We start from the raw sequence: 23,903 nt of genomic DNA on the forward strand, positions 1-23,903 counted from the left end.
CGGGGGATGCGGCTGTGCGGTCTCGCGGCGCCCGCCGGGGCGGACGCGGCGAGGCTCAGTCCGACGCAGCGAGCTCCCGCGCCCGCGCGACGCCGTCGGCGATCGCCTCCGCCGCGGCGGGATCCCAGGTGCGGTCGATGATGAGCGACCGCACGTCGCGTACGCCGATCGTCCGCAGGAAGAACTCCACGAACGCGACCTGGTGGTCGAAGATCGACCCGGGGGTGGGTCCGTCCTCGCCGTAGTACTGCCCGCGAACGAAGACGACGTCGGCCCGGGCGACATCGACGGCGGGTCCGAAGTGCACGCCGTCGTAGGTGAAGAGGAGGTTGCGCTGTGCGGCGAGGTCGATGAGCTGCTTCAGCTTGTAGGGGATGGACCAGTTCCACATCGGCACGCCCAGCACGATGCGGTCGGCCTCGCGGAAGCGACGCGCGAGGGACTCGATCTTCGTCCAGGCGCGGGACTCGGCGTCGTCGAGGTCGTCACCGTCGACCCACTTGTACTTCGCACGGATGACGCGCTCGTCGAACTCCGGCAGATCCTCGTGCCAGACGTCGAGCGTGTCGACGTCGAGATCGGGATGCCGTTCGCGCAGTGCGTCGATCAGGGAGGAGGTCGCTGTGACCGATGCACCGTCGTGCCGGGGGGAGGAGATGATGTGCAGAACTCGCATGGCGTCAGTTTCGCGGGCGGGGGCGGTCGACCGCGGACGCTTGACTGCGCGCGCCCGCGGCATCCGCCGATCCGTGGACTCGCTGCAGCGGCGAGTCCGGCGGGTCGCTCGCCACCACGATGAAGCCCCGGCCGCCAGAGGCGACCGGGGCTTCGGGTACCCGCGGTGGGGACTAGCTGGTGAGAAGACGCAGGTTGTAGGCCTGCAGGATCTCGTTGACGGGCTGGAAGTAGGTCGTGCCACCCGTGGTGCAGTCGCCGGAGCCACCGGAGGTGACGCCCTGCGCCTGGTTGCCGGCGAGCAGCGATCCGCCCGAGTCGCCCGGCTCGGCGCAGACGCTCGTGCGGATGAGGCCCGTCACCGAGCCCTCCGCGTAGCGCACGGTGGAGTTGTAGCCCTGGATGCGACCGCAGTGCCATCCGGTCGTCGAGCCCGAGCGGCAGACCGTCGCGCCGACGGCAGCCGTGGTGGAGCCCTTCACGGCGACGGCACCGCCGCTGTAGTCCGACACCTGGCCCACGGGGGTGTGGTTCGGGGTCGCGACCCACGCGTAGTCGTTGCCGGGGAACGACGACCCGCGGAACGTGCCGTAGGTGGTGCTGTCGCCCGTCACGCCGCAGTGTCCGGCGGTGACGAAGCCGCCCTGCACCGCGAAGCCGACCGAGCAGCGGCCGGCGTTGTTGATGAGGTACGAGATGCCGCCGCGGATGGTCGCGAAGGTCTCGGGCGCCTCGACGCCCGTCTCGAGGCGCACCGCGTCGGCGGGTGCGCCGAGGCTCGCCACGAACTCGCTCGCGGCCTGTTCGCCGCCGGCCACGACGTCGACGACGACGTCGTTCGCCGCAACGTCGATCCACCAGGAGGGGATCGTGTCAGGAACGGGGCTCGCCTCGATCTGCGCGGTGATGGCCTCGAGCTCGGCGAGCGAGTACTCGGCGGCGACGGGCACGGCGCCCGCGTCGGCGGCGGCGTCCAGAGCGGTGTCGGTGGTCGCCGCGGCGTACACCGTCTGCGTGGACTCGTCGAGCCAGGTGCCGGCGAAGGCGTCACCGGCGACGCCGGCGACCTCGTCGGTGGTCCCGGCCGCGTCGGCCTGGAAACGCAGCACGTCCTGTGCGCCCGAGACGTCGGTGCCGAGGTCGGCCGCCATCGCCTCGAGCAGCTGCGCGTCGACGCCGTCGACGGCCGCGTCGGGTGACGAGGTGGGGGTCTGCGCCAGAGCGGGGGCACTGGCGGCGGTGGTCAGGAACAGGCCGATCGCGGCAGCGCCGACGATCGTCTTCGAGAAACGGTTCACGTGGAGTGACCTTCCATCCAGGGGGGATAAATGGTGGGGTACCCACGGCTATGCAAACACGAGACGGCCGAAATGCGAAGGAATTCCTGCAATTTATGGTTTCCGTCCAATAATTGTCCGCCATTCGGGGGACACGGCCGTCGTCCCGTCCCGCGGGCCCGATCCTCGACTTGCGCGGCGGGCCGCCGAGGTGGCACGCGCGCGGTGTTTAGGCTGACGGGCATGAGCACGAACGACCCTCGCGCCACCGGTCCAGCGCTCTCTTCCGACCTCGCCTCGCGCGCCGCCGCCGCGGCTCGGACGTTCCGTCCGCGGGCGGAGGTGCCCTCCTCCCCGCGCCGTGGCATCCTTCCGACCGATCCGGATGCCGCGTCCTTCGTCGCCCGGGTGAGCGACGGCGTCGTGCGACCCGAGAGTCTGACGGCGGCCGCCGTGGCGCTGCACCGCCTTGCCGCCGACATCCCGTCGACGCTGCCGTGGTTCGTGAGGGGGGCCCTGCAGATCGGCGCGGCCGTCGCGCCGGTGCTGCCGACGCCGGCGGTGCCGATCGTGCGCCGCGCGCTGCGCGACCTGCTCGGTCTTCTCTCCCTCGACGCCCGTCCCGAGCGACTCGCGGCCGAGCTCAGTGCCGCCGCCGAGAACGGAGCGATCCTCGACGTGCGCCTGATCGGGCCGGCGGTGCGGGGTGAGACGGGCGCCCGGCGCCGCGTCGACGGCATCCGCACCCTCGTCTCACGCGACGACGTCGCTCGTGTCTCGTTCTCCCTCTCCGACATCGTGGTGCGGCGGAACCGGTGGGCGTTCGCCGCCGACGTGGAGCACGCCGCGGAGCGGGTGCTGCCGGTGCTGCTGGCCGCTGAGGCTGCGGGCACGCACGTCACACTCGTCGCCTCCGGTCGCGATGACCTGGATGCCACCGTGGCGGTGCTGACGCGCGTGCTGGAGGAGCCGCGGCTCCTCGCGGCCCGCGCCGGCATCGCCCTGCCGATCGGCGTCGCCGAAACGCTCGACGCCGTTCGCGAGCTCGCCGCGTGGGCCCGGGTACGCGTCGCGCAGGACGGTGGACGCGTGACCCTGCGCCTCAGCGACGAGGCGATCGACACCGCCGACGTGGTGGACGCCGCCCATCACGGATGGACCGCCCCCGCGGTCACGACCCGCGAAGAGGTCGATGCGGCGCTGGTGCGGACCGTCCGCGAAGCGGTCACGTCTCGGGGGGTCGAGGGACTGAGCCTCGAGGTCGCCACCGCCGACCCCGAGCGAGCCGCCCTCGCCCTCGCCCTCGCCGCAGAGGCGGAGGCCACCCTGCGTCTGGTGCTCCCGAGGGCGGCGCCCTGGGCACCCGACGACGAGTACGTCGTCGCCACGGCCGCGGTGCACCCCGATGATCTGGATGCCGTCGCCGGGCGCCTGACCGCGCAGTACGCCTCCGCGGTCGCCGCGGCCCCCGCTCTCCCCCTCGCGACGCCCGACCGGGCCGCTGACGCGGATGACGAGCGGGGAGCAGTCGACGCCGATGCGCACGTCGACGCCGACGCGGACGCGGAGTCCGACATCGACGAACAGGAGCTTCCCGAGACGGTCGCCGTGTCGGCGCGGGTGCGGCGGGCCCTCGCCGCCGCCGACGCGTCGATCCCGGCGGTTCGCGGCCCGCAGCGCGGCGGCGAGGACGACCCCGCGATCCTCCGCGAGCGCGCGGCCGACGACGCATCCGAGCCCGGGCTCACGCAAGCGGTGCTCGGCATCGCGCGCGAGGCGGCGGCATCCGGTGACACATCATCGCTCGGGCCCGACGTGCAGCAGATGCTCTTCGGTGGTCAGGCCTTCGTCGACACCGCGGTGTTCTCGGCCCGAGAGAGCGCCGAGCCCGTCGGCGGAGCGCCCGGCTTCCGCAACGTCGCCGACACCGACCCGACCGTCGCGGACGACCGCGCGTGGGCGGCCGACGTGCTCGCGCGCGTGGCCGTATCGACCGCGGGGGATGCGACGGCCGCGGCCGGCCGCATCGACGACGAACACGGCCTCGATGCCGCCGTGCGGCGTGTGCGCGCCGCCGCCGAACCCTGGGGCGCGCTGGCGGCGGCCGACCGTGCTTCGGTGCTGCAGAGCGCGGCCCGGACCCTCGCCGCCCGCCGCGCCGAGCTCGTGGAGGTGCTCGCCGCCGAGGGTGGGGCGCTGCTGGCCGAGGCCGACGCCGAGGTGAGCCAGGCGGTGGATGCCGCCGCGTACTACGCCGCGACCGCGAAGGAGCTCGACCGGGTGCCGGGAGCCGTCTTCGTCCCCGACCGGGTGAGCGTCGTCGCCCCGAGGTGGAACGCCCCGGTGGGTCTGTGCGCTGCCGAGACCCTCGCCGCGCTCGCTGCGGGGTCGGGCGTGCTGCTCACGCCGTCGCCCCGCGCTCGGCGCGCGGGAGCCGTCGTCGCGGAGGCGCTGTGGGCCGCGGGGGTCCCGCGCGACCTCCTCGTCTACGTCGACCTGAACGAGGAGGCGTCGGGCCGCGCGCTGATCGTGCATCCCGGCGTCGATCGTGTGCTGCTCGCGGGGGCTCGCGCGACCGCCGAACGCTTCGCCGCCTGGCGCCCGGCTGCGAAGGTGCAGGCGTTCACCGCCGGGCGCAACGCCGCCATCGTCGCACCTTCCGCCGACCTGGACGCCGCCGTGTCCGACATCGTGGCGGGAGCCTTCGCGCGGGCGGGGCAGGCGGCGACCGCCGTGTCGCTCGTCATCCTGGTGGGAGCCGTCGGCCGGTCGGCGGCGTTCCTCGAGCAGCTCGCCGACACCGTCTCGTCGCTGCGGGTCGGACCCGCCGACGACCCGCTGTCGGACATCGGTCCGCTCGTGGAGGAGCCCACGGGCGAGGTTCGCCGGGCCCTGACCGTGCGGGGAGAGGGCGAGCGCTGGCTCGTCGAACCGCGCGAACTCGACCTGGGTGCCGATACGGCCGGTCGCTTCTGGTCGCCGGGCGTTCGTACGGGGGTCACCGCGGGTTCGCACCTCACCCGGGCGGCCGTCGCCGCTCCCGTGCTCGGCATCCTGCACGCGCCCACCGTGACCCGCGCGATCGAGCTGCAGAACGCCATCGGCTCCGGTTTCGTGGCGGGACTGCACACGCGCGACATCGGCGACCTCGAGCTGTGGCTCGACACGGCCGAGGCCGCGGTGCTGCGCGTCAACCGCCCCTCGACGGGCGGGGTCGTGCAGCGGGAGCCGCTGGGCGGCTGGGGTGAGGCGTCGGTGGGCACCGGCGCGATGTCGGGCGGGCCGAACCGCCTGGTCACCCTCGGCTCGTGGCGGCCGTCGTCGGGCGGTGCGTCGTCGTCGACGCTGCACCTGCGCGGGCTCGACAGCCGCATCACGGCCCTCATCGAGGCGGCGCAGCCGACCCTGTCGTACGAGGCGTTCGAGTGGCTCCGTCGCGGAGCGTTGTCGGATGCCGTGGCGTGGGACCGTGAGTTCGGCCGGGTCACCGACGTCTCACGCCTGGGGGTCGAGCGCAACCTCCGCCGGTATCGTCCGGCCGACGTCGCGATACGCGCCACCGGCGACGCGGCCTGGCAGGCGGTGCTGCGCGTTCTCGTCGCGGCGGTGCGGTCGGGCTCGACGTTCACGCTCAGCACGCCCGTGGGGCTCCCCGCGGCGGTGCGTCACCTGCTCGGCGAGGCGAACGTCGCGGTCTCGGTCGAGAGCGACGCGGAGTGGTTGCAGCGCCTGGCGAGTGGCATCCCGGATGCCGACGCGGCCGATGCCGTCATCACGCCGGTGCGGCCGCAGCGGATCCGTCTGGTGGGCCCGGCCGACACTGTCGTCGCCCTTCGCGCGGCGGTCGCCGAGACCGCGGGGGCCGACCTGTCGCTGACGGTGTACGCCGACGAGGTCACCACCGCCGGCCGCCTGGAGCTGCTGCCGTTCCTGCGCGAGCAGGCGGTGTCGATCGCCGCACACCGCTACGGCCTCCCCGACCCCTGGTCGGCCGAGATCATCTGACCCGAGCCCCGTCCGCGCCGCACCGCCGTGGTCAGTGCGCGACCGTGGTCTGCGTGAGCAGGGCGATCTCCTCCTCCGTCCACCCGTGGTCGATACGCAGGGTGTCCTTGAGCGCCGTCGCCGCTCCGGGCCGCGACAGCCCCGCGCCGCCGAACACCGCCACCGCGTCGGAATCGATCGCGGTGGCGGCTTCGCGCACGTCATCGACGAGTTCGCGGAACCGCGGCAGCCGCCCCGTGTCGCCGGGTTGGCGGCCGGGCACGATCACGAGCACGGCGGACGCCCCCGCGGCCGCCAGCAGGGTCTCGCGGCCGACGGCGATCCAGAACACCGAGGTCGCTGCGGTGGTCACGACGATGATGACGATGCCCACCGCGACGGCGCCGGTGTCGGAGAACACTCCGGCGGGACCGCCGTCGGCCCCGCCGGCGGCGCCGAGCACGATCGCCCGCGCCGTGCAGTACAGCGCGAAGACCCCCAGTGCTCCCGCGAGCAGACGGATCGAGGCGCGGTGCGCGTGACGGGATCGGAGGGCCGCCAGCGCACCGCAGACACCGACCACCGCGAAGGTCGCTGCCCGCACGATGGCGGCCTCGTCGACCGGCAAGACCAGCGACGTCACGGCGACGGCGACCACGCCGGCCGCCGCGATGAGCATGAACCAGCGGTTCCCCCGCGCGGGGCTCAGCGCGTGGAACGCGAACGGGATGATCGCCGGTCCGAGCACCATCAGCGCGTTGGCGGCGGCGAACGCCGCTGACCCGCCGACGTTGATCCACACGAGGTACATCGCCGATGCGCTCACCTCGGCCACGCCGGCGATCGTCGCGTACTGCAGCGAGGCGCCGGTCGAGCCGTCCCGCCCGACCAGGAGGAGACCCACGAGCAGCAGGACGCCGGTCGCGACGAGGCACGTGACCGACAGCAGCATCACGATCGTCACCATGGGCCCGACCCTCTCACCGCGTTCACGGACGACACCGACGGTATTGCGGCGCGCGACGCCCCCGCAAGCGCTGGTGTTCGCGCGCGGCAGCCGGCCCACCCACGCGGAACGCCCGCCCCCACGGCATCCGGATGATGCGACGGGGACGGGCGTTCGGGAGAAGCGGGATCAGGCGAGCTGCGCGCGACGCTCCGCCAGCTGGTCGAACGAGGCGAAGGACTCCGCGATCGGGCTGCCGGTGAAGTGACCGACCCAGCCGTCGTCGTCGTGGAAGAAGCGCACGCTCACGTAGTGGGGCGAGGTGCCCATGTCGAACCAGTGCGTGGTGTTCGCCGGCACCGAGATCAGGTCGCCCGCCTCGCAGTAGACCGCGTGCACCTTCTCGTTCGCGTGCAGGTAGAACACGCCGGCACCCTTGGCGAAGTAGCGGTCCTCGTCGTCGTCGTGCGCGTGCTCCGAGAGGAATTTCTCGCGGAACGGCGTCTTCACCTCGTCGTAGTCGGCCTGCGCGGGGTCGAGCGCGACGACGTCGACGAGGGTGTAGCCCTCACGGTCCTTCACCTCGCCGATCTCGTCGGCGTACAGGGCGAGAACCTCGTCCTGCGAGGCGCCGGTGGCGACGTCCTTGACCTCCCAGCGCGAGAAGCGGGCGCCGAGCTCGGCGAGGGCCTCGCGGATCTCGCTCTCTTCGGTGGTCTCGAGCACGGGCGTGCTCGGGTCGGTTTCTTTCCAGACGGTCAGCAGGGTCATGGCCGCTCCTTTCGTTGGGGGTGGGGAGGATGGATGCCGGTGGCTCAGCGCGTCGCGACGGCGAAGCGCAGCAGCCACTCGGTGATCTCGAGGTGACGACGGGCCGCGGCCACGTCGCTGCCCCAGGCGTACATGCCGTGGTTCGCCACGATCAGTGCGGGGACCTCGGGCACCTCGGCGGTGGCGGGACGGTAGACCTCGTCGAACCAGCCGGCTTCGACGGTCATGTCCTGGTGGTTGCGGATGACGGGAACGGTGACCGTCTCGTCGTCGGCGAGGTGGCCGATGCCCTTGAGCATCTCCATGTCGCGGATCTCGACGCCGCCCGGCCACCGGTGTCCGGCGACGACGGCGTCGAACGCGTGCACGTGGAACACCGCGTTCGCGCCCGTGCGTGCGGCGATGTGGGCGTGCAGGCCCGACTCCGCCGACGGGGGACGCTGATCGTCGGGGTCGATCGCCTCGCCGTTCGCGTCGATCAGCACGACGTCGGCGTCGGTGAGCAGCGACTTGTCGAGGCCCGACGCGGTGACGGCGAGGACGAGCGGGTCGCGGTCGACGACGACCGAGAGGTTGCCCGAGGTTCCGCGCATCCAGCCGTAGCCCGAGAAGCGCGAGGCCTCGGCCGCGAGGGCGGCGCCGGCGGCGTGCACGAGGTCGCGGGAGGGGAGGACGGTCATCGGGTCACCTCGATCTCGTCGAAGGATGCCACGGCGGGGGAGGCGAATGCGGTTCCGGCCCACGGTTCGCCGGCGCGGTCGAGGGCGACCACCTGCCAGCCGGCCGCGAGGGCCGCCGTCACCTCGTCGGGGTGGTCGGTGAGGAACAGCGCGCGCTCGGGGGCGACGTCGAGGGCGGCGGCGATCGCGTCGAACGACGTGCGCTCCTTCTTCGGCCCGGCCTTGACCGTGTCGAAGAAGTCCTCGACGAGCGGGGTCAGGTCGCCCTGCGGCGCGTGACGGAACCACGGCACCTGCGAGGCGACCGAGCCCGAGGAGTACACGGCGAGACGGATGCCGTCCTCGTGCCACGCGTGCAATCGCTGCGGCACGTCGTCGAAGAACTGCGAGTGGATCTCGCCCGCGGCGAAGCCCTCGGCCCAGATGATCCCCTGCAGCGTCTTCAGCGGGGTGGACTTCACGTCCTTCGCCATCAGACCGCGCAGCGCATCGGCGATCTCGGCGTCGGAGGCATCGGCATCCAGGCCCGTCTCGGCGATCGCGTCGACGCGGGCGGTGCGGACGGTGTCGTCGTCGCGCCCGAGCACCTCTTCGAGACGCGGGCGGGCGTAGTCGTACAGGTCGCCGAGGATGAACCCGGCGGCGGACGTGGTGCCCTCGATGTCGAGCACGACCGCGTCGGCGGTGGCGGAGACGGTCATGATTTCTCTTTCGTGTCGATGAAGGATGCCACGGCGGCGGCCGCCAGGCGGGAGTGCTCGACGACCACGTCGTCCGACGCCCCGGCGATGTGCGGAGTGAGCGTGACGTTCGGCAGTCGCAGCAGTTCGTCGCCGGGGGTGAGCGGTTCGTCGTGGAACACGTCGAAGCCGGCGCCGGCGATGCGGGTCTCGCGCAGCACCGCGAGGAGGGCGTCGCGGTCGACGAGTGCGGCCCGGCCGGCGTTGATCAGATACGCGTCGGGACGCAGCAGCGCGAGCTCACGCGCACCGATCAGCCCGGTGGTCGCGGGGGTCAGCGGCACGTGCAGGGTGACGATGTCGCTGGAAGCGAGCAGGTCGTCGAGCTCGAGGTGCGTCACGTCGGAGCCCAGGGCACCGGGGGCGAGGAAGGGGTCGTAGACGGCGACGCGCATGCCGAACCCCTGCGCGCGGCGCACGACGCGCCGGCCGACCGCTCCGCCACCGACGACACCGAGCTGCCGGCCCGAGAGGCCGATGCCGCGGAACCGCGCATAGGGCTCGAAGACGTCGGCGGTGCTCCAGTTGCCCTCCCGCAGCCACGCCGACGCCGCGGGCACGTGGCGCACGGTCGCGAGCAGAAGGGCGAGGGTGAAGTCGGCGGTCACGTCGGCGTTGCGACCCGGGGTCGTGCGCACCTCGACGCCGCGCGCGGCGCACGCGGCGAGATCGACGTTCGCGGGGTTCGCTCGGCAGGCGACGACCAACGACAGGCGGGGCGCGGCCGCGAGGGCGTCGTCGTCGACGCGGTCGAGCTCCGCGATCACGACGTCGGCTGAGGCCAGAGCCTCCGCGAACACGGCATCGGCGGCGGCGCGCGCACCGAGCGACTGGCCGGTCTCCACATCGGATGCCGTGAACACCTCGCCCGGGAGCTCGGCGGCGGTGCGCGCGTCGAAGGGGGCGGTGACGACGATGCGGGTCACGCGGGGGTCCTCTCGGGGGTGGGGACGTCGGGAGCGGGCTCATCGAGGTGCGCGGCCGGGGCGCCGGCGGCGGTGCGCTCCGCCTCGGCGCGGTCATCGCCCGGGGTCGCACCGGCGGACGCGGCGTCGAGGCCGGGGGCGTCGGCATCCGGTGTCCGGCGACCGAGCGCGCGCAGCGCCGGCCACTCCGGCCGCAGCGCCGCGCGCACGCGCGCGAACACCTCTCGCGCCGACGACAGTGCGGGGGAGGGGCGCGGGGCGAACTCGACCGCGTCGGCGGGGAAGACCCGCACCGCGGCATCCAGGTCGACGGCGAGCCCCGCGGCCACCAGGGCGACGGTCGCCGCTCCCCGTGCTCCGACCTCGGGGTCGGTGGTGCGCACGATCGTGCGCCCCGACACGTCGGCCAGCAGTTGGCAGAGCAGGTCGCTGCGTGCGCCGCCGCCGCACACGGGCACGCGCTCGGCCGCCTCCAGCAGATCGAGGCACTCGGCGACCGAGAACGCGAGGCCCTCGAAGACGCTGCGCAGCAGCTGCGCCGGGGTCGTCGTGACGTTCATGCCCACCCACGATGCCGAGGCGGCGGCATCCACGAACGGTGCGCGCTCGCCGCTGGGCGAGCCGTAGGGCAGGTAGACCACCCCGCCGCTGCCGGCCGGCGCGGTGCGCGCGAGGCGTTCGAGGTCGCTCCATCCGCGGTCGGCGAGGCCCAGGGTGTCGCGCACCCAGTCGAGGTTGGGCGTACCGACCATCGACGACAGGGCCTCGAGCACCTGGGTCCCTCGGCCGGTGGGGATGAGGATGCCGATCCCGCTGTCGGCGGCGGCACGGTCGACGCGGTTGACGGCGACGGTGGCGGTCGTGCCGAGAACCACCCAGCCGTCCTGATCGGCGAGGGCGCCGAGCCCGACGGGGCAGGCTGCGGAGTCGACCAGCCCCGTGGCGACGGGCACGCCGGCTCGCAGGCCCAGCTCGGCGGCGGCGTCGTCGGTGAGGGTGCCGGCGCTCTCGTGGGGCGCGCGCACGGGGGCGAGCAGGTGCGCGAAGCGGCGGTGCCCGAGCGCGTCGATCATCTCGTCGGAGTAGGCGAGCGTCGCCGGATCCAGGTACGTGCGCGACGCCTCGGAGGGATCGGTGGCGACCTCGCCGGTGAGGCGGTGACGCACCGCGTCCTTGCAGTTGAGGTGGTGGGCCGCGCGGGCGAGGGTCTCGGGCTCGGTCTCGGCGAAGCCGTCGAGCAGCACGGGGAGCGTCCCCGGGAAGCTCGCCGAACCGGTGGCGGCGATCACCGCGGCATCCCGCCCGTCGCGCTGCCACGCGGTCACGCGGTCGGCGCCCCGCCCGTCGAGCCACAGGGCGGCCGGGCGGACCGGGCGTCCGTCGGCGTCGATGAGCCACGCCCCGTCGCCCTGGCCGGTGACACCGATCGCGACGACGTCGGGCCCCGCGCTGCGGGCCTGGGACAGGGCCTGGCGGACGGCGCCGACGACGGCCTCCCACACGAGGTCGATGTCGCTCTCGGCCGCGCCGTCGGGGGTGCGCACGACCGTGACCGCGCGGTGACCGGCGGCGAGCGTCTCGCCCTCGAGCGAGTACAGCACGGCCTTGACCGCGGTGGTTCCGGCGTCGATGCCGAGCACGGCGGGGGTCATACGGGGCCGCCCGGGGTGGTGTCACTCGGCGGGGTCGTCGTCGCGCGTCGCCCGTTCGAGGCAGCGTCATCGGTCGCGGCGACGGCGGGTGCGGCCGGGCCGGTCGGCGCCGGGGCGCTCGACCCTGCGCCCTTCGCCGCGGGCTTGCGCTCCGCCGCCGCCCGCGCGCGCTGAGCGACGGTGTACGCCAGCACGAGGGCGACGAGCAGCACGACGCCCTGCACCGCGGCCTTGACGTTGAAGTCGAGACCGAGCAGGTCGAGGCCGTTCGCCAGGACGCCCAGGAACAGCACGCCGACGACCGTGCCGGGCACGTTGGGTCGAGAGCGCGGGTGCATCGATGCGCCGATGAACACCGCGGCGATGGCATCCAGCAGGTAGCTGAAGCCCGCGAGGGGGGTGTACAGCCGCAGCGAGGCGCTGAGCAGCACGCCGCCCGCCGCGCACAGCACGCCGGCGCCGACGTAGACGAGCACGCGGATGCGGCGGGTGCGAAGACCCGCGACGACCGCCGCGCGATCCTGCAGGCCCATCGCCTGGATGCGCACGCCCGCGGGGGTGCGGTGCAGCAGGATGCCGACGCCGACGGCCGCGACCGCGGCGATGATCACCGGGATGCCGACGCCCAGCACGTCGCCCGAGCCGAGGAAGGTGAAGCCCTCGGGGGCGGCGCGGAAGCTGACGCTCGCCCCGCCGTTCGTGCCGATCTGCTGGGCGCTGCGGCCGATGAAGAAGGTGCCGAGGGTCGCGAGGAAGGGCGTCACACCGAGGCCCACGATCAGGAAGGCGTTGAGCGCGCCGATGAGCGCGCCGCCGAGCAGTCCGAGCAGGACGGCGACGGGCCACGGCATCCCGAACGACATCATCGATACGATCGCGAACCACGCGCCGAAGTCGACGGCGACGGCGGCCGACAGATCGATGCCTCCGGAGGACACCACCACCGTCAGGGCGAGGGCGACCAACAGCAGGATCGCGACGCCGTCGAGCACGTTCAGCAGATTGCTCGGACGCAGGAACGCGTCGCTGGCGAACGAGAAGAACACGACCAGCAGCGCGAAGGCGGCGACGAAGCCGTAGCGGGTGACGGTCGAGGCGGCGGAACCGGCGACCCCCGACCAGCGGGTGCGGGTGGTGGTGGTGCTCACGCGCGGGCCTCCTCGTTCTTGCGGGCAGCGGCTGCGGCCACGACGAGCAGGATCAGGACGCCCTTGAACCCGTCGACCCACGCGTTGGCGACGCGCGAGAGGATCAGGCCGTTCGACAGCAGCGCCACGAACACCGCGCCCAGCACGGAGCCGAAGATGGTGACCGTGCCGCGGCGGGTGAAAGCAGCTCCCAGGAAGGTCGCCAGCACCATGTCGACCATGAGGCGCTCGTCGATCCCCGGGCTGCTACCCGAGCCGCGCGCGACGAGGAGAAGCGCGCTGAGGCCCGCGACGACACCGGCGATGACGAACGTCGACATGATGTAACGCTGCGTCGGGATGCCGGCGAAGGTCGCGGCATCCCGGTTTCCGCCGACGGCCTGCAGACGCCGGCCGTACGGGGTGCGGGCCATGACGAAGACGAGCACCGCCGCGACGAGGAGCATGAGGACGGCGGCGAGCGGGATGCCGGCGATACGCGTGTCGCGGACGGCGACGATGAGCGGGTCGGTCACATCGATGCGGCGGTTGCCGCTGACCACGCGCGTGATGCCGACGACGGCGACGTACACGGCGAGGGTGGCGAGGATCGACGACAGCCCGACCCACCCCACGAGGACCGCGTTGAGCAGACCGAACACGGTGGTGACCAGGATGCCGAGGGCGAAGGCGACGGCGAACGGGGTGCCGTAGGTGGTGAGCTGATCGCTCACGATGGCGGTGGCGAGCGCCGCGGTGGCGGGGATCGACAGGTCGATGCCGCCGACGACCACGTCGTCGCCGCCGCCGATCACGACGATGGCGAGGCCCATCGCGACCAACGCGACGGGGGCTGCCTGGGTGAGGCTCGCGGTGACGTTGGCGATGCCGAGGAAGCCCCTCGCCGTGACGGCGAGGTACACGGTCATCGCGAGCACGACCAGCAGCGGCCCCCGCCGTGCCAGCAGGCTGCGCAGACGCGGGGCGAGCGTCGTGCGCTCCACGGTCAGGGCGCTCATGCGGCATCCCCTTCGGTTCGTTCGGGGGCGGTGGCGTCGGCCGTGGAGCCGCCGGCGCTCCCGGTGACCAACGCGCTCAGGTGCTCGAGGGTCAGACCATCGGTCGTCACCTCGTGCGCGACGCGTCCGCGTTCGAGCACGACGACGCGGTCGCTGAGCCCGAGCACCTCGGCGGGGTCGGTCGAGACGATCACGACCGCGGTTCCGGATGCCGCGAGCTCCGCCAGCAGGCGGTAGATCTCCTGCTTCGCGCCGATGTCGACGCCCACCGTGGGTTCGTCGAGCACGATCACCCGGGCGCCGGCGGCGAGGCTGCGGCCGAGCACCACCTTCTGCTGGTTCCCTCCGCTGAGCAGGCGGGTCTGCACGCTCGTGTCGCGCGGGCGGATGTCGAGGCGCTCGGCGAGGCCCTCGGCGCGCGTCCGCGACGCGGCATCGTCGAGGAGTCCCGCGCGGGTGCCTTCGGCGAGGGTCGAGAGGGTGAGGTTGCGCTGGGTCGAGAAGTCGAGCACGACGCCGTCGTGGCGGCGGTCGCGGGGCACGAGCACGACGCCGGCCTCGAGGGCGGCGGCCGGGCTCGACGGACGGAACCGGCGAGCCGAAAGCGACAGTTCCCCCGTGTGGCGGTGCAGGCCCACGAGGGCCTCGGCGAGTTCGGACGCTCCGGAGCCGAGCAGGCCGGTGAGCCCCAGGATCTCGCCCGGGCGCACGTCGAGGTCGACGCCGTGCACGACCGCGCCGACGCGGAGGCCCCGGGCGCGCAGCACCGGTTCGGCCGTGGCGACGGGACGACGCGGGGGGTAGAGGTCGTCGATCTCGCGCCCGATCATCAGGCGGACCATCTCGCGACCGCTGTCGGGCCCCACCGCCTCGATACGGCCCACGTCGAGACCGCCGCGCAGGATGGTCACGCGGTCGCAGATCCGTGTGACCTCGCCGAGGTAGTGCGAGATGTAGAGGCTGGAGATGCCGCGTTCGCGGAGGCGTCCGATGATGCCGAGCAGCTGTTCGGCCTCGGCACTGGCGAGCGGGGCCGTGGGCTCGTCGAAGACGATGACACGCGTGTCGTCGTCGACCAGCGCGCGGGCCACCTGCACGAGCTTGCGCTCGGCGGGGCCGAGGTCGCGGACGAGCCGGGTGGGGGAGAGTCGGATGCCCAGCACGTCGTGCAGCACCTCGGTCACGCGGGCCTTCATGGCGCGGCCGCGCAGCACGCCGCCGGCGCTCTGCTCGTTGCCGAGCCAGACGTTCTCGGCGACGGTCATGTCGGGCACGAGCTGCAGTTCTTGATGCACGAACCGGATGCCGGCCGCGTGGGCGTCGGCGGGAGTGAGCCGACCGGCATCCGTCCCCCCGATGACGACCGTGCCGCCGTCGCGCTCGTAGATGCCGGCGAGGATCTTGATGAGCGTGGACTTGCCCGCGCCGTTCTCGCCGACGAGGCCGTGCACCTCGCCCGGGCGCACGTCGATCGAGGCGCCCCGGAGAGCCGGGACGCCCGCGAACGCCTTCGTGACGCCGGTCATGCGAAGCACCGGCGTCACGAGGGGGGAGGAACTGATGGTCACTGGGTGTAGCCCAGCTCCTTCGCGACCGCGGTCGCCTCGTCGGGACCGGCGACCGGGATGGTGTCGACGTAGCTGACCTTCTCGATCTCTTCGCCGAGGAAGTACTTGCCGACGTTGTCGGCCGAGATCGTGGCGATCTTGCGCGGCAGCTGGGCGATGTTGCCGACGAACGGGCTGTTCGGCTCGCTCATGATCTCGAGGGTGTCGGGGCCGGCGTCGAAGGCGGTGACCTTCACGTCGGTGCGACCGGAGTCTTCGATCGCCTGCACCACGCCGATGGCCGGCTGGTCCCAGCACGCCACGTGGATGCCCTGGATGGTGCCGGCCGGGTACTTCTCCAGCAGCGCGAGCGTCTGCTGACGCGCGTCGTCGGGGGCGTTGGCGAACTGCTCGGCCAGCTCGGGCTCGATCAGCTTGATGCCCGGGTAGTCGGTCGAGAGCTCGTTCTTCCACGCGTCGTAGCGCTCGCCGCAGAACGACAGGCTCGTCCCGAAGGCGTTGAAGACGGCCACGTTGCCCGTACCGCCGAGGGCGTCGCCGGTGATCTTGCCGAGGGCCGTGCCGCCCACCTCGTTGTCGGACTGAGCGTTGTTGACCGCCCACTCCGAGGCGTGGTCGACGCCGAAGACGGGGATGCCGGCGTCGTGCAGCTGCTGCAGCTTCGGGTCGACCGACGCGTCGCCGAGGATCGTGATGACGGCATCGACGTTCTGGGCGAGGAAGATGTCGTGGTTCTGCGCGTGCAGGGTGTTGTCGCGGTTGCCGTCGGTGGTCAGCGGCGTGCCGCCGAGCCGGGTGACCTCGTCGACCGCGCCCTGGAAGGCCTCGCGGTCCCAGAAGTGCTGCGTGCCCACGACGGCGATGCCGATGGTCTTGCCCGCGAGCGGCTGAGAGGCGTCGACGCCCTCGCCGTTCGGCGCGGCCGCGTCTGACGAGACGGTGCTGCAGCCGGCGAGGGCGAGGCCGGCAGCGACGACGATCGCCGGAAGGGCGAAGAGGGACTTTCTCACGGTGGGCTCCTGTGGGGCCGGTGGGCGCTCGCGTCGGTGCGCGCGTCGCCGCGGATGCTGTGTGGGATGACGCCGGAAAGCAGTCACTCGAATCGTAGGGAGGGGTCGGACGACGTTCGACTCGAGCGTCACACGGTGAAATGAAGTCATCGCGGGTGAGCCGCTCAGTATGCTTCGCCCGTTCCCGCAGCGGCCCGTCCCGCGCCCCGACCGAACACCGCCCTCTCGAACCGCCGGTCCCGTACCGGCCCGCCCTCACCGCAGGAGATCCATGTCGCACCCCGCTCGTCGCGTCGTCACCGTCGGCCTCCATGTCGCCGACGTGCTCGGTCGTTACGTCGACGCCATCCCGCCCGGGCAGGGTCTCGCGCTGCTGGACGAGATCCGCCTGACCGTGGCCGGCACCGCCGCCGCGACCGCCGTCGACCTCGCACGCCTCGGCGTTCCCGTGGCGACGGTGGGCGCCGTCGGCGCCGACGCACTGGGCGTGTTTCTGCGCTCCACGATGGCCGACGAGGGGGTCGACGTGACCGGCCTCGCCGTGCGCCGCGAGCGGCCCACCTCCGCGACGATGCTGCCCATCCGCCGTGACGGGAGCCGTCCGGCGCTGCACGTCATCGGGTCCAACGCGGCGATCGCGCCGGAGGACCTGGCATCCATCGATATGAGCGATGTCGCGGTGCTCCACCTCGGTGGCACCTGCCTGCTGCCGGGCATCGACGGCGCGCCCAGCGTGGACCTGCTGCGCCGCGCCCGCGACGCCGGGGTGGTGACGACGATGGACTTCATCCCCACCGGCGGCGCCGGCGATCGCGATGCCGTGCTGCCGTGCCTGCCCTTCGTCGACTACCTCTTCCCCAGCGAGGAGGACGCCCTCTCGTTCGCCGGGGCGGCGACGCTCGACGAGGCGATCACGTTCTATCTGGGTGCCGGCGTCGGAACCCTCGTGATCACCCGCGGCGCGGCGGGGGTCAGCATCAGCACCCGCGAATCCCGCGATGTGCGACGGGCGGCATATTCCGTCGACGTGGTGGACACGACGGGCTGCGGTGACGCGTTCAGCGCCGGGTTCATCGAGGGTCTGGTGAGCGGCGCCGACGTCGCCGAGGCCGCGGAGCGCGGGCTCGCGTGCGGCAGCCTCGTCGCCACGGGCCTGGGCTCCGACGCGGGGCTGCACTCGGCGGCCGACGTGGCGCGGCTGCGGGCGGAGGGCGTTCGCGGCGCCGTGTGAGGCGGCATCCGGCGCGCGGAGGCGCGGATCGCTGAGGTCGTGTCGGCGGTCGGGCGGGCGCGTGCGGAAGCTCCGCGATTCGCGCGATCCCGGTCGAATCGGGCTGGATGCCGCTGACTTCGTGCGGATCGCTGAGGGTGTGCCGCGTGAGCGCCCACTCGCGTCCGCGCGCGCACGCGTGGCAGAATGGCCACGGCGTGCTCGGACCGACCTTTCCCCGCACGGCGCCACGGCGCCGCCGGGTTCGAAGGGCCACCGGGCCCCAGGACAGCGTCCGCCGCACCTTTCTCCGAGGAGCACAGATGTCCGCCACCCCTACCGCCACCACCGCCGAGGCCACCTCCACCGAGCGCGTGCAGCAGCACCGCCGGTACCTGATGTGCCGGCCCGTGCACTTCACGGTGAGCTACAGCATCAACCCGTGGATGGAGCCCTCGCGCCCCACCGACACGAACCTCGCCCTGCAGCAGTGGCAGTCGTTGTACGACACGTACACCTCGCTCGGGCACGAGATCGAACTGATCGACCCGGTCGAGGGTCTGCCCGACATGGTCTACACCGCCAACGGCGGCTTCGTCATCGACGGTGTCGCGTACGGTCCGAAGTTCCGCTTCCGTGAGCGCGCGGCCGAGGCGCCGGCGTTCATCGACTGGTTCGCAGCGTCCGGCTTCGAGGTCGCCGAACCGGTCGAGGTCAACGAGGGCGAGGGCGATTTCCTGCTCGTGGGCGACACCATCCTCGCCGGCACGGGCTTCCGCTCGACCGGTGACAGCCACCGCGAGGTGGGCGAGGTGTTCGCGCGCGAGGTCGTCTCCCTGACGCTCGTCGACCCGCGCTTCTACCACCTCGACACGGCGATCGCCGTGCTCGACCCGGTCGAGGGCCCCGGCGGCGTCGAGAAGGCCAACATCGCCTACCTGCCCACCGCGTTCGATGAGCGCAGTCAGGCGATCCTGCGCGAGCGCTACCCGGACGCCATCCGCGTGTCCGACAGCGACGGCTCCGTCTTCGGTCTCAACTCCGCCAGCGACGGCAAGAACGTCATCATCTCGCCCCGTGCCGTGGGCTTCGAGGCGCAGCTGCGCGAGCGCGGATACACCCCCGTGATGGTCGACCTGTCGGAGCTGCTGCTCGGCGGCGGCGGCATCAAATGCTGCACGCTCGAGCTCCGCGGCGGTGCCCGATGAGTACCACCGTCGACGCGCTCGGCGAGCGCCTCATCGCCGAAGAGGGCGCCCACCTCGCCCACAACTACCACCCGCTGCCGGTCATCGTCTCGCGGGCCGAGGGCGTGTGGGTCACCGACGTCGAGGGCAAGCGCTACCTCGACCTGCTGTCGGCGTACTCGGCGTTGAACTTCGGCCACGGGCACCCCGCGATCCTCGCCGCCGCCCGCGAGCAGCTCGCTCGTGTGACGCTGACCAGCCGGGCGTACCACAACGACCGTCTCGGCCCGTTCGCCACGGCGCTGTCGCAGCTGTGCGGCAAAGACATGGTGCTGCCGATGAACACCGGTGCCGAGGCCGTCGAGACCGGGATCAAGGTCGCGCGCGCCTGGGGTTACCGCACGAAGGGCATCGCCGCCGACGCGGCGACCATCATCGTCGCGAACGGCAACTTCCACGGGCGCACGACGACGATCGTCGGTTTCAGCGACGACCCCGCAGCCCACGACGACTTCGGTCCCTACGCGCCCGGTTTCGTGCACGTGCCGTACGGAGATGCGGATGCCATCGCCGCGGCGATCGACGAGAACACCGCCGCGGTGCTGCTCGAGCCCATCCAGGGCGAGGCCGGGGTCGTCCTGCCCCCCGAGGGGTTCCTGCAGCGGGTGCGCGAGATCTGCACGCAGAACGACGTGCTCTTCATCGCCGACGAGATCCAGTCGGGCCTCGGCCGCGTGGGCGAGACGTTCGCGTGCGATCGCGAGGGCGTCGTGCCCGACGTGTACCTCCTCGGCAAGGCGCTCGGCGGCGGCATCCTCCCGCTGTCGGCCGTCGTGGCGAACGAGGACGTGCTCGGCGTCATCCGCGCCGGTGAGCACGGCTCGACGTTCGGCGGCAACCCTCTGGCCGCGGCCGTGGGTCTGCGCGTGGTCGAGATGCTGGCATCCGGAGAATTCCAGACCCGGGCGAAGGCGCTGGGAGTGCACCTCGAGCCCGCACTGCAGGCGCTCATCGGCCACGGCGTGACCGCCGTGCGCATCGCCGGACTGTGGGCCGGAGTCGACATCGACCCCGCCTACGGCACCGGCCGCGAGGTCGCCGAGAAGCTGCTGACGCGCGGGGTGCTCGTGAAGGACACGCACGGCCAGACGATCCGCATCGCCCCTCCGCTGACGATCCGTGCGACCGAGCTGGACTGGGCGGTCGAACAGCTCCGGCACGTGCTGTCGGCCTGAGCGGAGTGAGGGGTCAGTACCTGTCGCTTCCGCCCACGCTCGGCGACAGGAACCGACCCCTCACGCCCCGGCGCGACGGCGGTCAGGCCACCGTCACGGTGAGCTCGTGCCATCCCGTCGCGCCGTCGGGGGCGGGCGGCGCCGGCGCGTCGGTCTGCGTCTGACCGTCGGCCGATATGGCGCGGCAGCGCACGGTGTGCGAGCCGCTCGTCGCCTCCCACGCCAGGCTCCACTGCACCCAGGTGTCGGCCGAGATGGCCGCGGCGAGGGTCGCCGGTTGCCACGCCCCGTCGTCGATCTGCACCTCGACCCCGGACACGCCCACGTGGGTCTGCCAGGCGACGCCCGCGATCACGGCGGCGCCCGCCTCGACGCGGGCGCCGGCCCGCGGGACGTCGATGCGCGACTGGAGTTTCACGGGGCCGCGCTCCGACCAGCCGCGCGGGGTCCAGTACCCCTCGGCCCGGTCGTAGCGGGTGACCTCGAGCTCGGTCACCCATTTGGTGGCGGAGACATACCCGTACAGGCCCGGGACGACCATGCGCACCGGGAAGCCGTGCTCGATCGGCAGTGGCTCGCCGTTCATGCCGATGGCGAGGAGCGCGTCACGGTCGTCGGTGAGTGCTTCGAGAGGACTGGATGCCGTGAACCCGTCGATCGAGCGCGACAGCACCATGTCGGCCTCGGCGGTCGGCCGTGCGCGGGCGAGAACCTCCCGCAGCGGCACGCCGAGCCAGCGGGCGGTTCCGATGAGCGACCCGCCCACCTCGTTCGAGACGCAGGTCAAGGTGGCGACGGTCTCCTTCGGGGCGAGGTCGAGCAGGTCGTCCCAGCGCAGCACGACCTCCTGTTCGACGAGTCCGTGCACGCGCAGGGTCCAGTCGGCGGGGTCGACCTGGGGCACGACGAGGGCGGTGTCGATGCGGTAGAAGTCGGCCGTGGGGGTGATGACCGGCGAGAGGCCGTCGATGCCGAGTTCCGCCGCCGCCGGCACGTCCGTCGTCGTCGTCGGTGTCGGAAGGCGCAGGGCCGCGCGCACGGCGCTCACCGCGCGAGCGCCGGAGCTCAGCGCGAACGAGCCGGCGGCGGCGAGCGCCCCGGCCGCGACCGCGATGCCCGAGAGCGCGAGCACGCTCCGGCGGGTCAGTCCCTCGTCGGCCGCGAGCCCGGAGCGCGGCCCTCGACGCAGGCGTCCGATGAGCCACGCCGTCGCCGCCGAGGCCACGCCGGCCGCGACGATCGAGGGTACGGGCGACAGCATGCCCGCGTCGGAGCGGGTCAGCGCCACGATCGCGCCCACGACACCCAGCGCGCCGAGGACCACGCGGCCCCACGGGGGCCGGTGCCACTCGAGCACTCCGGCCGCACCCGCCACCGCGAGCAGCAGTACCGCGATGCCGACGAGGAGCGCCGCCTTGTCGCCGGTGCCGAAGAGGCTGATGGCGAGGTTCTTCGCCCACGCGGGGGCGATGTCGATCATTCCGCCGCCGATGACCGCGAAAGGGCTCGCGGTGGGGGCGACGAGGGCCGCGACGAGTTCGCCGAGCCCGGCGCCGAGGGCGGTCGCGCCGACGGCGGCGACGGCGGCAGGCAGGTCGCGGGTTCGAACGGAGGCGGAGGGCACGAACGGAGCCTATGGATGCCGGGCCCGGCCGGGGCCGTCCGCGTCAGAACTCACAGCCAACCGGAACCCCGTGCCCCCCGCCCTGCTGCCCCCGCACGCGAGTAGCGTGCTGGCATGCCCGAGATCCTGCGGTCCCTCCGCCGCCCCGCGGCCGGAGGGGCGCCGGCGTTCGATCTCGGGTACGTGCGCTCAGGTCCCCGGGGGGCGACGCCCGTGCTGGTCATCCCGGGAGGACCGGGGCTCGCGTCGGTGCTGCCGTATCGGGGTCTCCGGCGGTGGGCGGCGAGCGGCGGCCTCGACGTGGTCATGGTCGAGCACCGCGGTGTCGGCCGCTCACGCCGTGATCTCGACGGCCGGCCCCTGCCGCCCGAGGCGATGCGCATCACCGCGGTGCTCGACGACCTCGCGGCCGTGCTCGACGCGGAGGGGATCGACCGCGCGGTGGTCGTCGGTTCCTCGTACGGCAGCTACCTCTCGATGGCGTTCGGGGTGCGGCATCCGGAGCGCGTGAGATCCATGCTGCTCGACTCGGCTCTGCAGTCCACCCGCGACGTCGGCCTGGAGCGTGTGCGCCTGCGGGAGCTGTTCTGGGATGCCGACGACGACATGTCCCGCGGTGTGAGGCGCCTCATCGCGGGAGGCGTCACACCGCGCGTCGTGCTCGACATCGTGCGCGCGGCGTACGAGCTGGGCGGCCCCGACCTCGTCCGTCCGCTCCTGCGGCATCGGCCCGGCCTCACGTGGCGTGCGCTCGGTGCCTACGCCACGCGCGATGGGGGACTTCCGCGCATCCCCGGGATCTACGAATTCGATCTGGTCGGAACGATCGCGTTCCGCGAGCTGGGCTACGCCGGCACGCCCGACGGCCACCCGCTCGACCCGGCGTCGACGTACCTGCCGCTCGCGCCCGGCTTCCCGGCGTTCGACCGTGAGCCGTACGATCTCGTCGAGGCAGTGGGCTCGTTCGACTTTCCGCTCGTGGTGCTCTCGGGCGACCGGGATCTGCGCACGCCTCCGGCGGTCGCCGAGCGGGTGGCGGCGTCGGCTCCGGATGCCACGCTGGTTCGCATCCGCAACGGACACAGTGCCCTCGACACCCACCCCCTCGCTCTGCTGAACGTGGCGCGGCGGCTCGTGCGGGGGCAGCAGGCGCTGCTTCACGGCGACGAGGCGGCCCTCGACCGGTTGCCGCGAAAGGGGGTGTCGGCGTCGTTCCCTCGACTGCTGCTGCACGTCGCGCATCTCGACGCGGTGCTGCGCCGCCGCGTGCGGGCACGATGAGCCGGCCGGGCTGAGACGTCATTCCCGCGGCGGCATCCCGCCCGCAGCGCGCCGCTCCCACTCGTCGTGCGACGCCTGGCCTGACGTCTACCGTCGCCGTCGCCGTCGCGGTGAGCCGTGCGCCCGATCCGATCGATCCCGTGCCAGGCCCTCATGCTTCGAGAAGAACGCCACCATCGCCCGCATCACGAGCGCTGCACCGACGACGAGCACGACGGCCGCGGCGGCACGGAACGTCGAGATGAGGAGCGCGACCGCCGTCACGCCGATGGCGGCGGTCGCGAACCACCATTCGGCGCCCGCGCAGAGGATCGCCGCGATTCCGAAGGGGACCGACGCTGCGACGCGGAGCAGCGTCGCTTCGTCCACGCGCGTGGAATTCGCGCGCCGGTCGCGTCTGCGGACACCCTCTTGCGGGTGGACGGGTGTGCGCGCCGAGGCGTCAGGGTCGGACACGACGGACCGGCTCACGGCCGGTGCGACAGCCGGCACAGCTTCTCCCGCCGGACCCTCCACCGGGGTCGTCTCGGTCATGTCTGCCTCTCCGTTCGGTCGGCGCGCGAGCTGATGCGTCCGTGGGGGTTCTGGCTGCTCCCGGGAGTGCGGACGTATCCCGCCGGTTCGTTCGACCGGTTGCGGCAGTGTGCCGGTGGGAGCGATGCCGAGCAGCTGGACGCCCCGTGACGTTCTCCGGATGCGCGTACTCGCGGTGTCGGAGAACCGTGATGAGTGTGGTGATCGGGTGTCGAGGATCGAGGCGGGCGTCTTGATCGAGAACACCGGCCATCGGCGCCGTGGATCTGCCGATGGCGGCGGCATGACGGTGATCTTCTCGGCGACGAAAGGTCACCGTTCGGGTTCGAGCGGGCGAAGATCAGAACGTCGCCGTGTCACATGAAGGACGGAACAGCGCGCATCTGGCGAATCCGGCTCGTCCTGCGCCGACCGTACCATGCGGCGACCGTGCGGACCGCCCCATGTCGGGACCGGA

Annotated in this window: 19 protein-coding genes; 5 read left to right on the top strand and 14 right to left on the bottom strand. The window is 72.8% G+C overall.

The window, feature by feature from the left end:
* Nucleotides 1–55: 55 nt before the first annotated feature.
* Together FHS07_RS07980 and FHS07_RS07985 are read right to left on the bottom strand one after the other, a co-directional pair.
* The gene (locus FHS07_RS07980; RefSeq protein ID WP_183419293.1) at nucleotides 56–676 is read right to left on the bottom strand and encodes an FMN-dependent NADH-azoreductase; all 621 of its coding nucleotides are present in this window, start codon (nucleotides 674–676) and stop codon (nucleotides 56–58) included.
* 172 nt (nucleotides 677–848) lie between these two features.
* Complete coding sequence (locus FHS07_RS07985) at nucleotides 849–1,973, bottom strand: S1 family peptidase (RefSeq protein ID WP_343054644.1); 1,125 nt, start codon at nucleotides 1,971–1,973, stop codon at nucleotides 849–851.
* Nucleotides 1,974–2,195: 222 nt separating this feature from the next.
* On the opposite strand from FHS07_RS07985, the gene FHS07_RS07990 reads away from it, so the two are divergent.
* Nucleotides 2,196–5,957: a proline dehydrogenase family protein gene (locus tag FHS07_RS07990; RefSeq protein WP_183419294.1), complete on the top strand. Its 3,762-nt coding sequence runs from the start codon at nucleotides 2,196–2,198 to the stop codon at nucleotides 5,955–5,957.
* 31 nt (nucleotides 5,958–5,988) lie between these two features.
* On the opposite strand, the gene FHS07_RS07995 is transcribed toward FHS07_RS07990, so the two are convergent.
* The 10 genes from FHS07_RS07995 to FHS07_RS08040 form a co-directional block, all read right to left on the bottom strand.
* Nucleotides 5,989–6,903, bottom strand: coding sequence for a hypothetical protein (locus FHS07_RS07995; protein ID WP_183419295.1), 915 nt, complete (start codon nucleotides 6,901–6,903; stop codon nucleotides 5,989–5,991).
* Nucleotides 6,904–7,071: 168 nt separating this feature from the next.
* Complete coding sequence (locus FHS07_RS08000) at nucleotides 7,072–7,653, bottom strand: 1,2-dihydroxy-3-keto-5-methylthiopentene dioxygenase (RefSeq protein WP_183419296.1); 582 nt, start codon at nucleotides 7,651–7,653, stop codon at nucleotides 7,072–7,074.
* Nucleotides 7,654–7,697: 44 nt separating this feature from the next.
* Nucleotides 7,698–8,333, bottom strand: a complete 636-nt coding sequence (mtnB, locus tag FHS07_RS08005; RefSeq protein WP_183419297.1) for a methylthioribulose 1-phosphate dehydratase — start codon at nucleotides 8,331–8,333, stop codon at nucleotides 7,698–7,700.
* A complete protein-coding gene (gene mtnC / locus FHS07_RS08010) occupies nucleotides 8,330–9,034 on the bottom strand; it encodes an acireductone synthase (RefSeq protein WP_183419298.1) in 705 nt (234 codons plus the stop codon). Before mtnC ends, mtnB begins: the two co-directional genes overlap by 4 nt.
* Nucleotides 9,031–9,999: an NAD(P)-dependent oxidoreductase gene (locus FHS07_RS08015; RefSeq protein ID WP_183419299.1), complete on the bottom strand. Its 969-nt coding sequence runs from the start codon at nucleotides 9,997–9,999 to the stop codon at nucleotides 9,031–9,033. The genes mtnC and FHS07_RS08015 overlap by 4 nt, the downstream gene beginning before the upstream one ends.
* On the bottom strand, nucleotides 9,996–11,651 hold the full coding sequence (locus FHS07_RS08020) for an FGGY-family carbohydrate kinase (protein ID WP_183419300.1): 1,656 nt from the start codon (nucleotides 11,649–11,651) through the stop codon (nucleotides 9,996–9,998). The genes FHS07_RS08015 and FHS07_RS08020 overlap by 4 nt, the downstream gene beginning before the upstream one ends.
* Entirely contained in the window at nucleotides 11,648–12,799 is a 1,152-nt protein-coding gene (locus FHS07_RS08025) for an ABC transporter permease subunit (protein ID WP_183419301.1), read from the bottom strand. The genes FHS07_RS08020 and FHS07_RS08025 overlap by 4 nt, the downstream gene beginning before the upstream one ends.
* A complete protein-coding gene (locus FHS07_RS08030; protein WP_183419302.1) occupies nucleotides 12,796–13,797 on the bottom strand; it encodes an ABC transporter permease in 1,002 nt (333 codons plus the stop codon). Before FHS07_RS08030 ends, FHS07_RS08025 begins: the two co-directional genes overlap by 4 nt.
* Complete coding sequence (locus FHS07_RS08035; RefSeq protein ID WP_221189145.1) at nucleotides 13,794–15,365, bottom strand: ATP-binding cassette domain-containing protein; 1,572 nt, start codon at nucleotides 15,363–15,365, stop codon at nucleotides 13,794–13,796. The genes FHS07_RS08030 and FHS07_RS08035 overlap by 4 nt, the downstream gene beginning before the upstream one ends.
* A complete protein-coding gene (locus tag FHS07_RS08040; RefSeq protein ID WP_221189146.1) occupies nucleotides 15,362–16,375 on the bottom strand; it encodes a sugar ABC transporter substrate-binding protein in 1,014 nt (337 codons plus the stop codon). The genes FHS07_RS08035 and FHS07_RS08040 overlap by 4 nt, the downstream gene beginning before the upstream one ends.
* Before the next feature lie 271 nt (nucleotides 16,376–16,646).
* Between FHS07_RS08040 and FHS07_RS08045 the strand changes: the two genes are divergently transcribed.
* The 3 genes from FHS07_RS08045 to rocD all read left to right on the top strand — a co-directional run bounded on the left by FHS07_RS08045 (nucleotide 16,647) and on the right by rocD (nucleotide 20,007).
* Nucleotides 16,647–17,606 carry a carbohydrate kinase family protein gene (locus FHS07_RS08045; protein ID WP_183419304.1) on the top strand — a complete coding sequence of 320 codons (960 nt, stop codon included), beginning with the start codon at nucleotides 16,647–16,649 and terminating at the stop codon, nucleotides 17,604–17,606.
* A gap of 302 nt (nucleotides 17,607–17,908) precedes the next feature.
* Nucleotides 17,909–18,793, top strand: a complete 885-nt coding sequence (gene ddaH / locus FHS07_RS08050; protein WP_183419305.1) for a dimethylargininase — start codon at nucleotides 17,909–17,911, stop codon at nucleotides 18,791–18,793.
* Nucleotides 18,790–20,007 carry an ornithine--oxo-acid transaminase gene (rocD, locus tag FHS07_RS08055; protein ID WP_183419306.1) on the top strand — a complete coding sequence of 406 codons (1,218 nt, stop codon included), beginning with the start codon at nucleotides 18,790–18,792 and terminating at the stop codon, nucleotides 20,005–20,007. Before ddaH ends, rocD begins: the two co-directional genes overlap by 4 nt.
* Nucleotides 20,008–20,089: 82 nt before the next feature.
* On the opposite strand, the gene FHS07_RS08060 is transcribed toward rocD, so the two are convergent.
* The gene (locus FHS07_RS08060) at nucleotides 20,090–21,631 is read right to left on the bottom strand and encodes a molybdopterin-dependent oxidoreductase (protein WP_183419307.1); all 1,542 of its coding nucleotides are present in this window, start codon (nucleotides 21,629–21,631) and stop codon (nucleotides 20,090–20,092) included.
* Between the two features lie 114 nt (nucleotides 21,632–21,745).
* On the opposite strand from FHS07_RS08060, the gene FHS07_RS08065 reads away from it, so the two are divergent.
* Nucleotides 21,746–22,912, top strand: a complete 1,167-nt coding sequence (locus tag FHS07_RS08065; RefSeq protein ID WP_183419308.1) for an alpha/beta fold hydrolase — start codon at nucleotides 21,746–21,748, stop codon at nucleotides 22,910–22,912.
* A gap of 87 nt (nucleotides 22,913–22,999) precedes the next feature.
* On the opposite strand, the gene FHS07_RS08070 is transcribed toward FHS07_RS08065, so the two are convergent.
* The gene (locus FHS07_RS08070) at nucleotides 23,000–23,446 is read right to left on the bottom strand and encodes a hypothetical protein (RefSeq protein WP_183419309.1); all 447 of its coding nucleotides are present in this window, start codon (nucleotides 23,444–23,446) and stop codon (nucleotides 23,000–23,002) included.
* Nucleotides 23,447–23,903: the final 457 nt, after the last annotated feature.

Source organism: Microbacterium proteolyticum (genome assembly GCF_014192415.1).
GTDB lineage: Bacteria > Actinomycetota > Actinomycetes > Actinomycetales > Microbacteriaceae > Microbacterium > Microbacterium proteolyticum.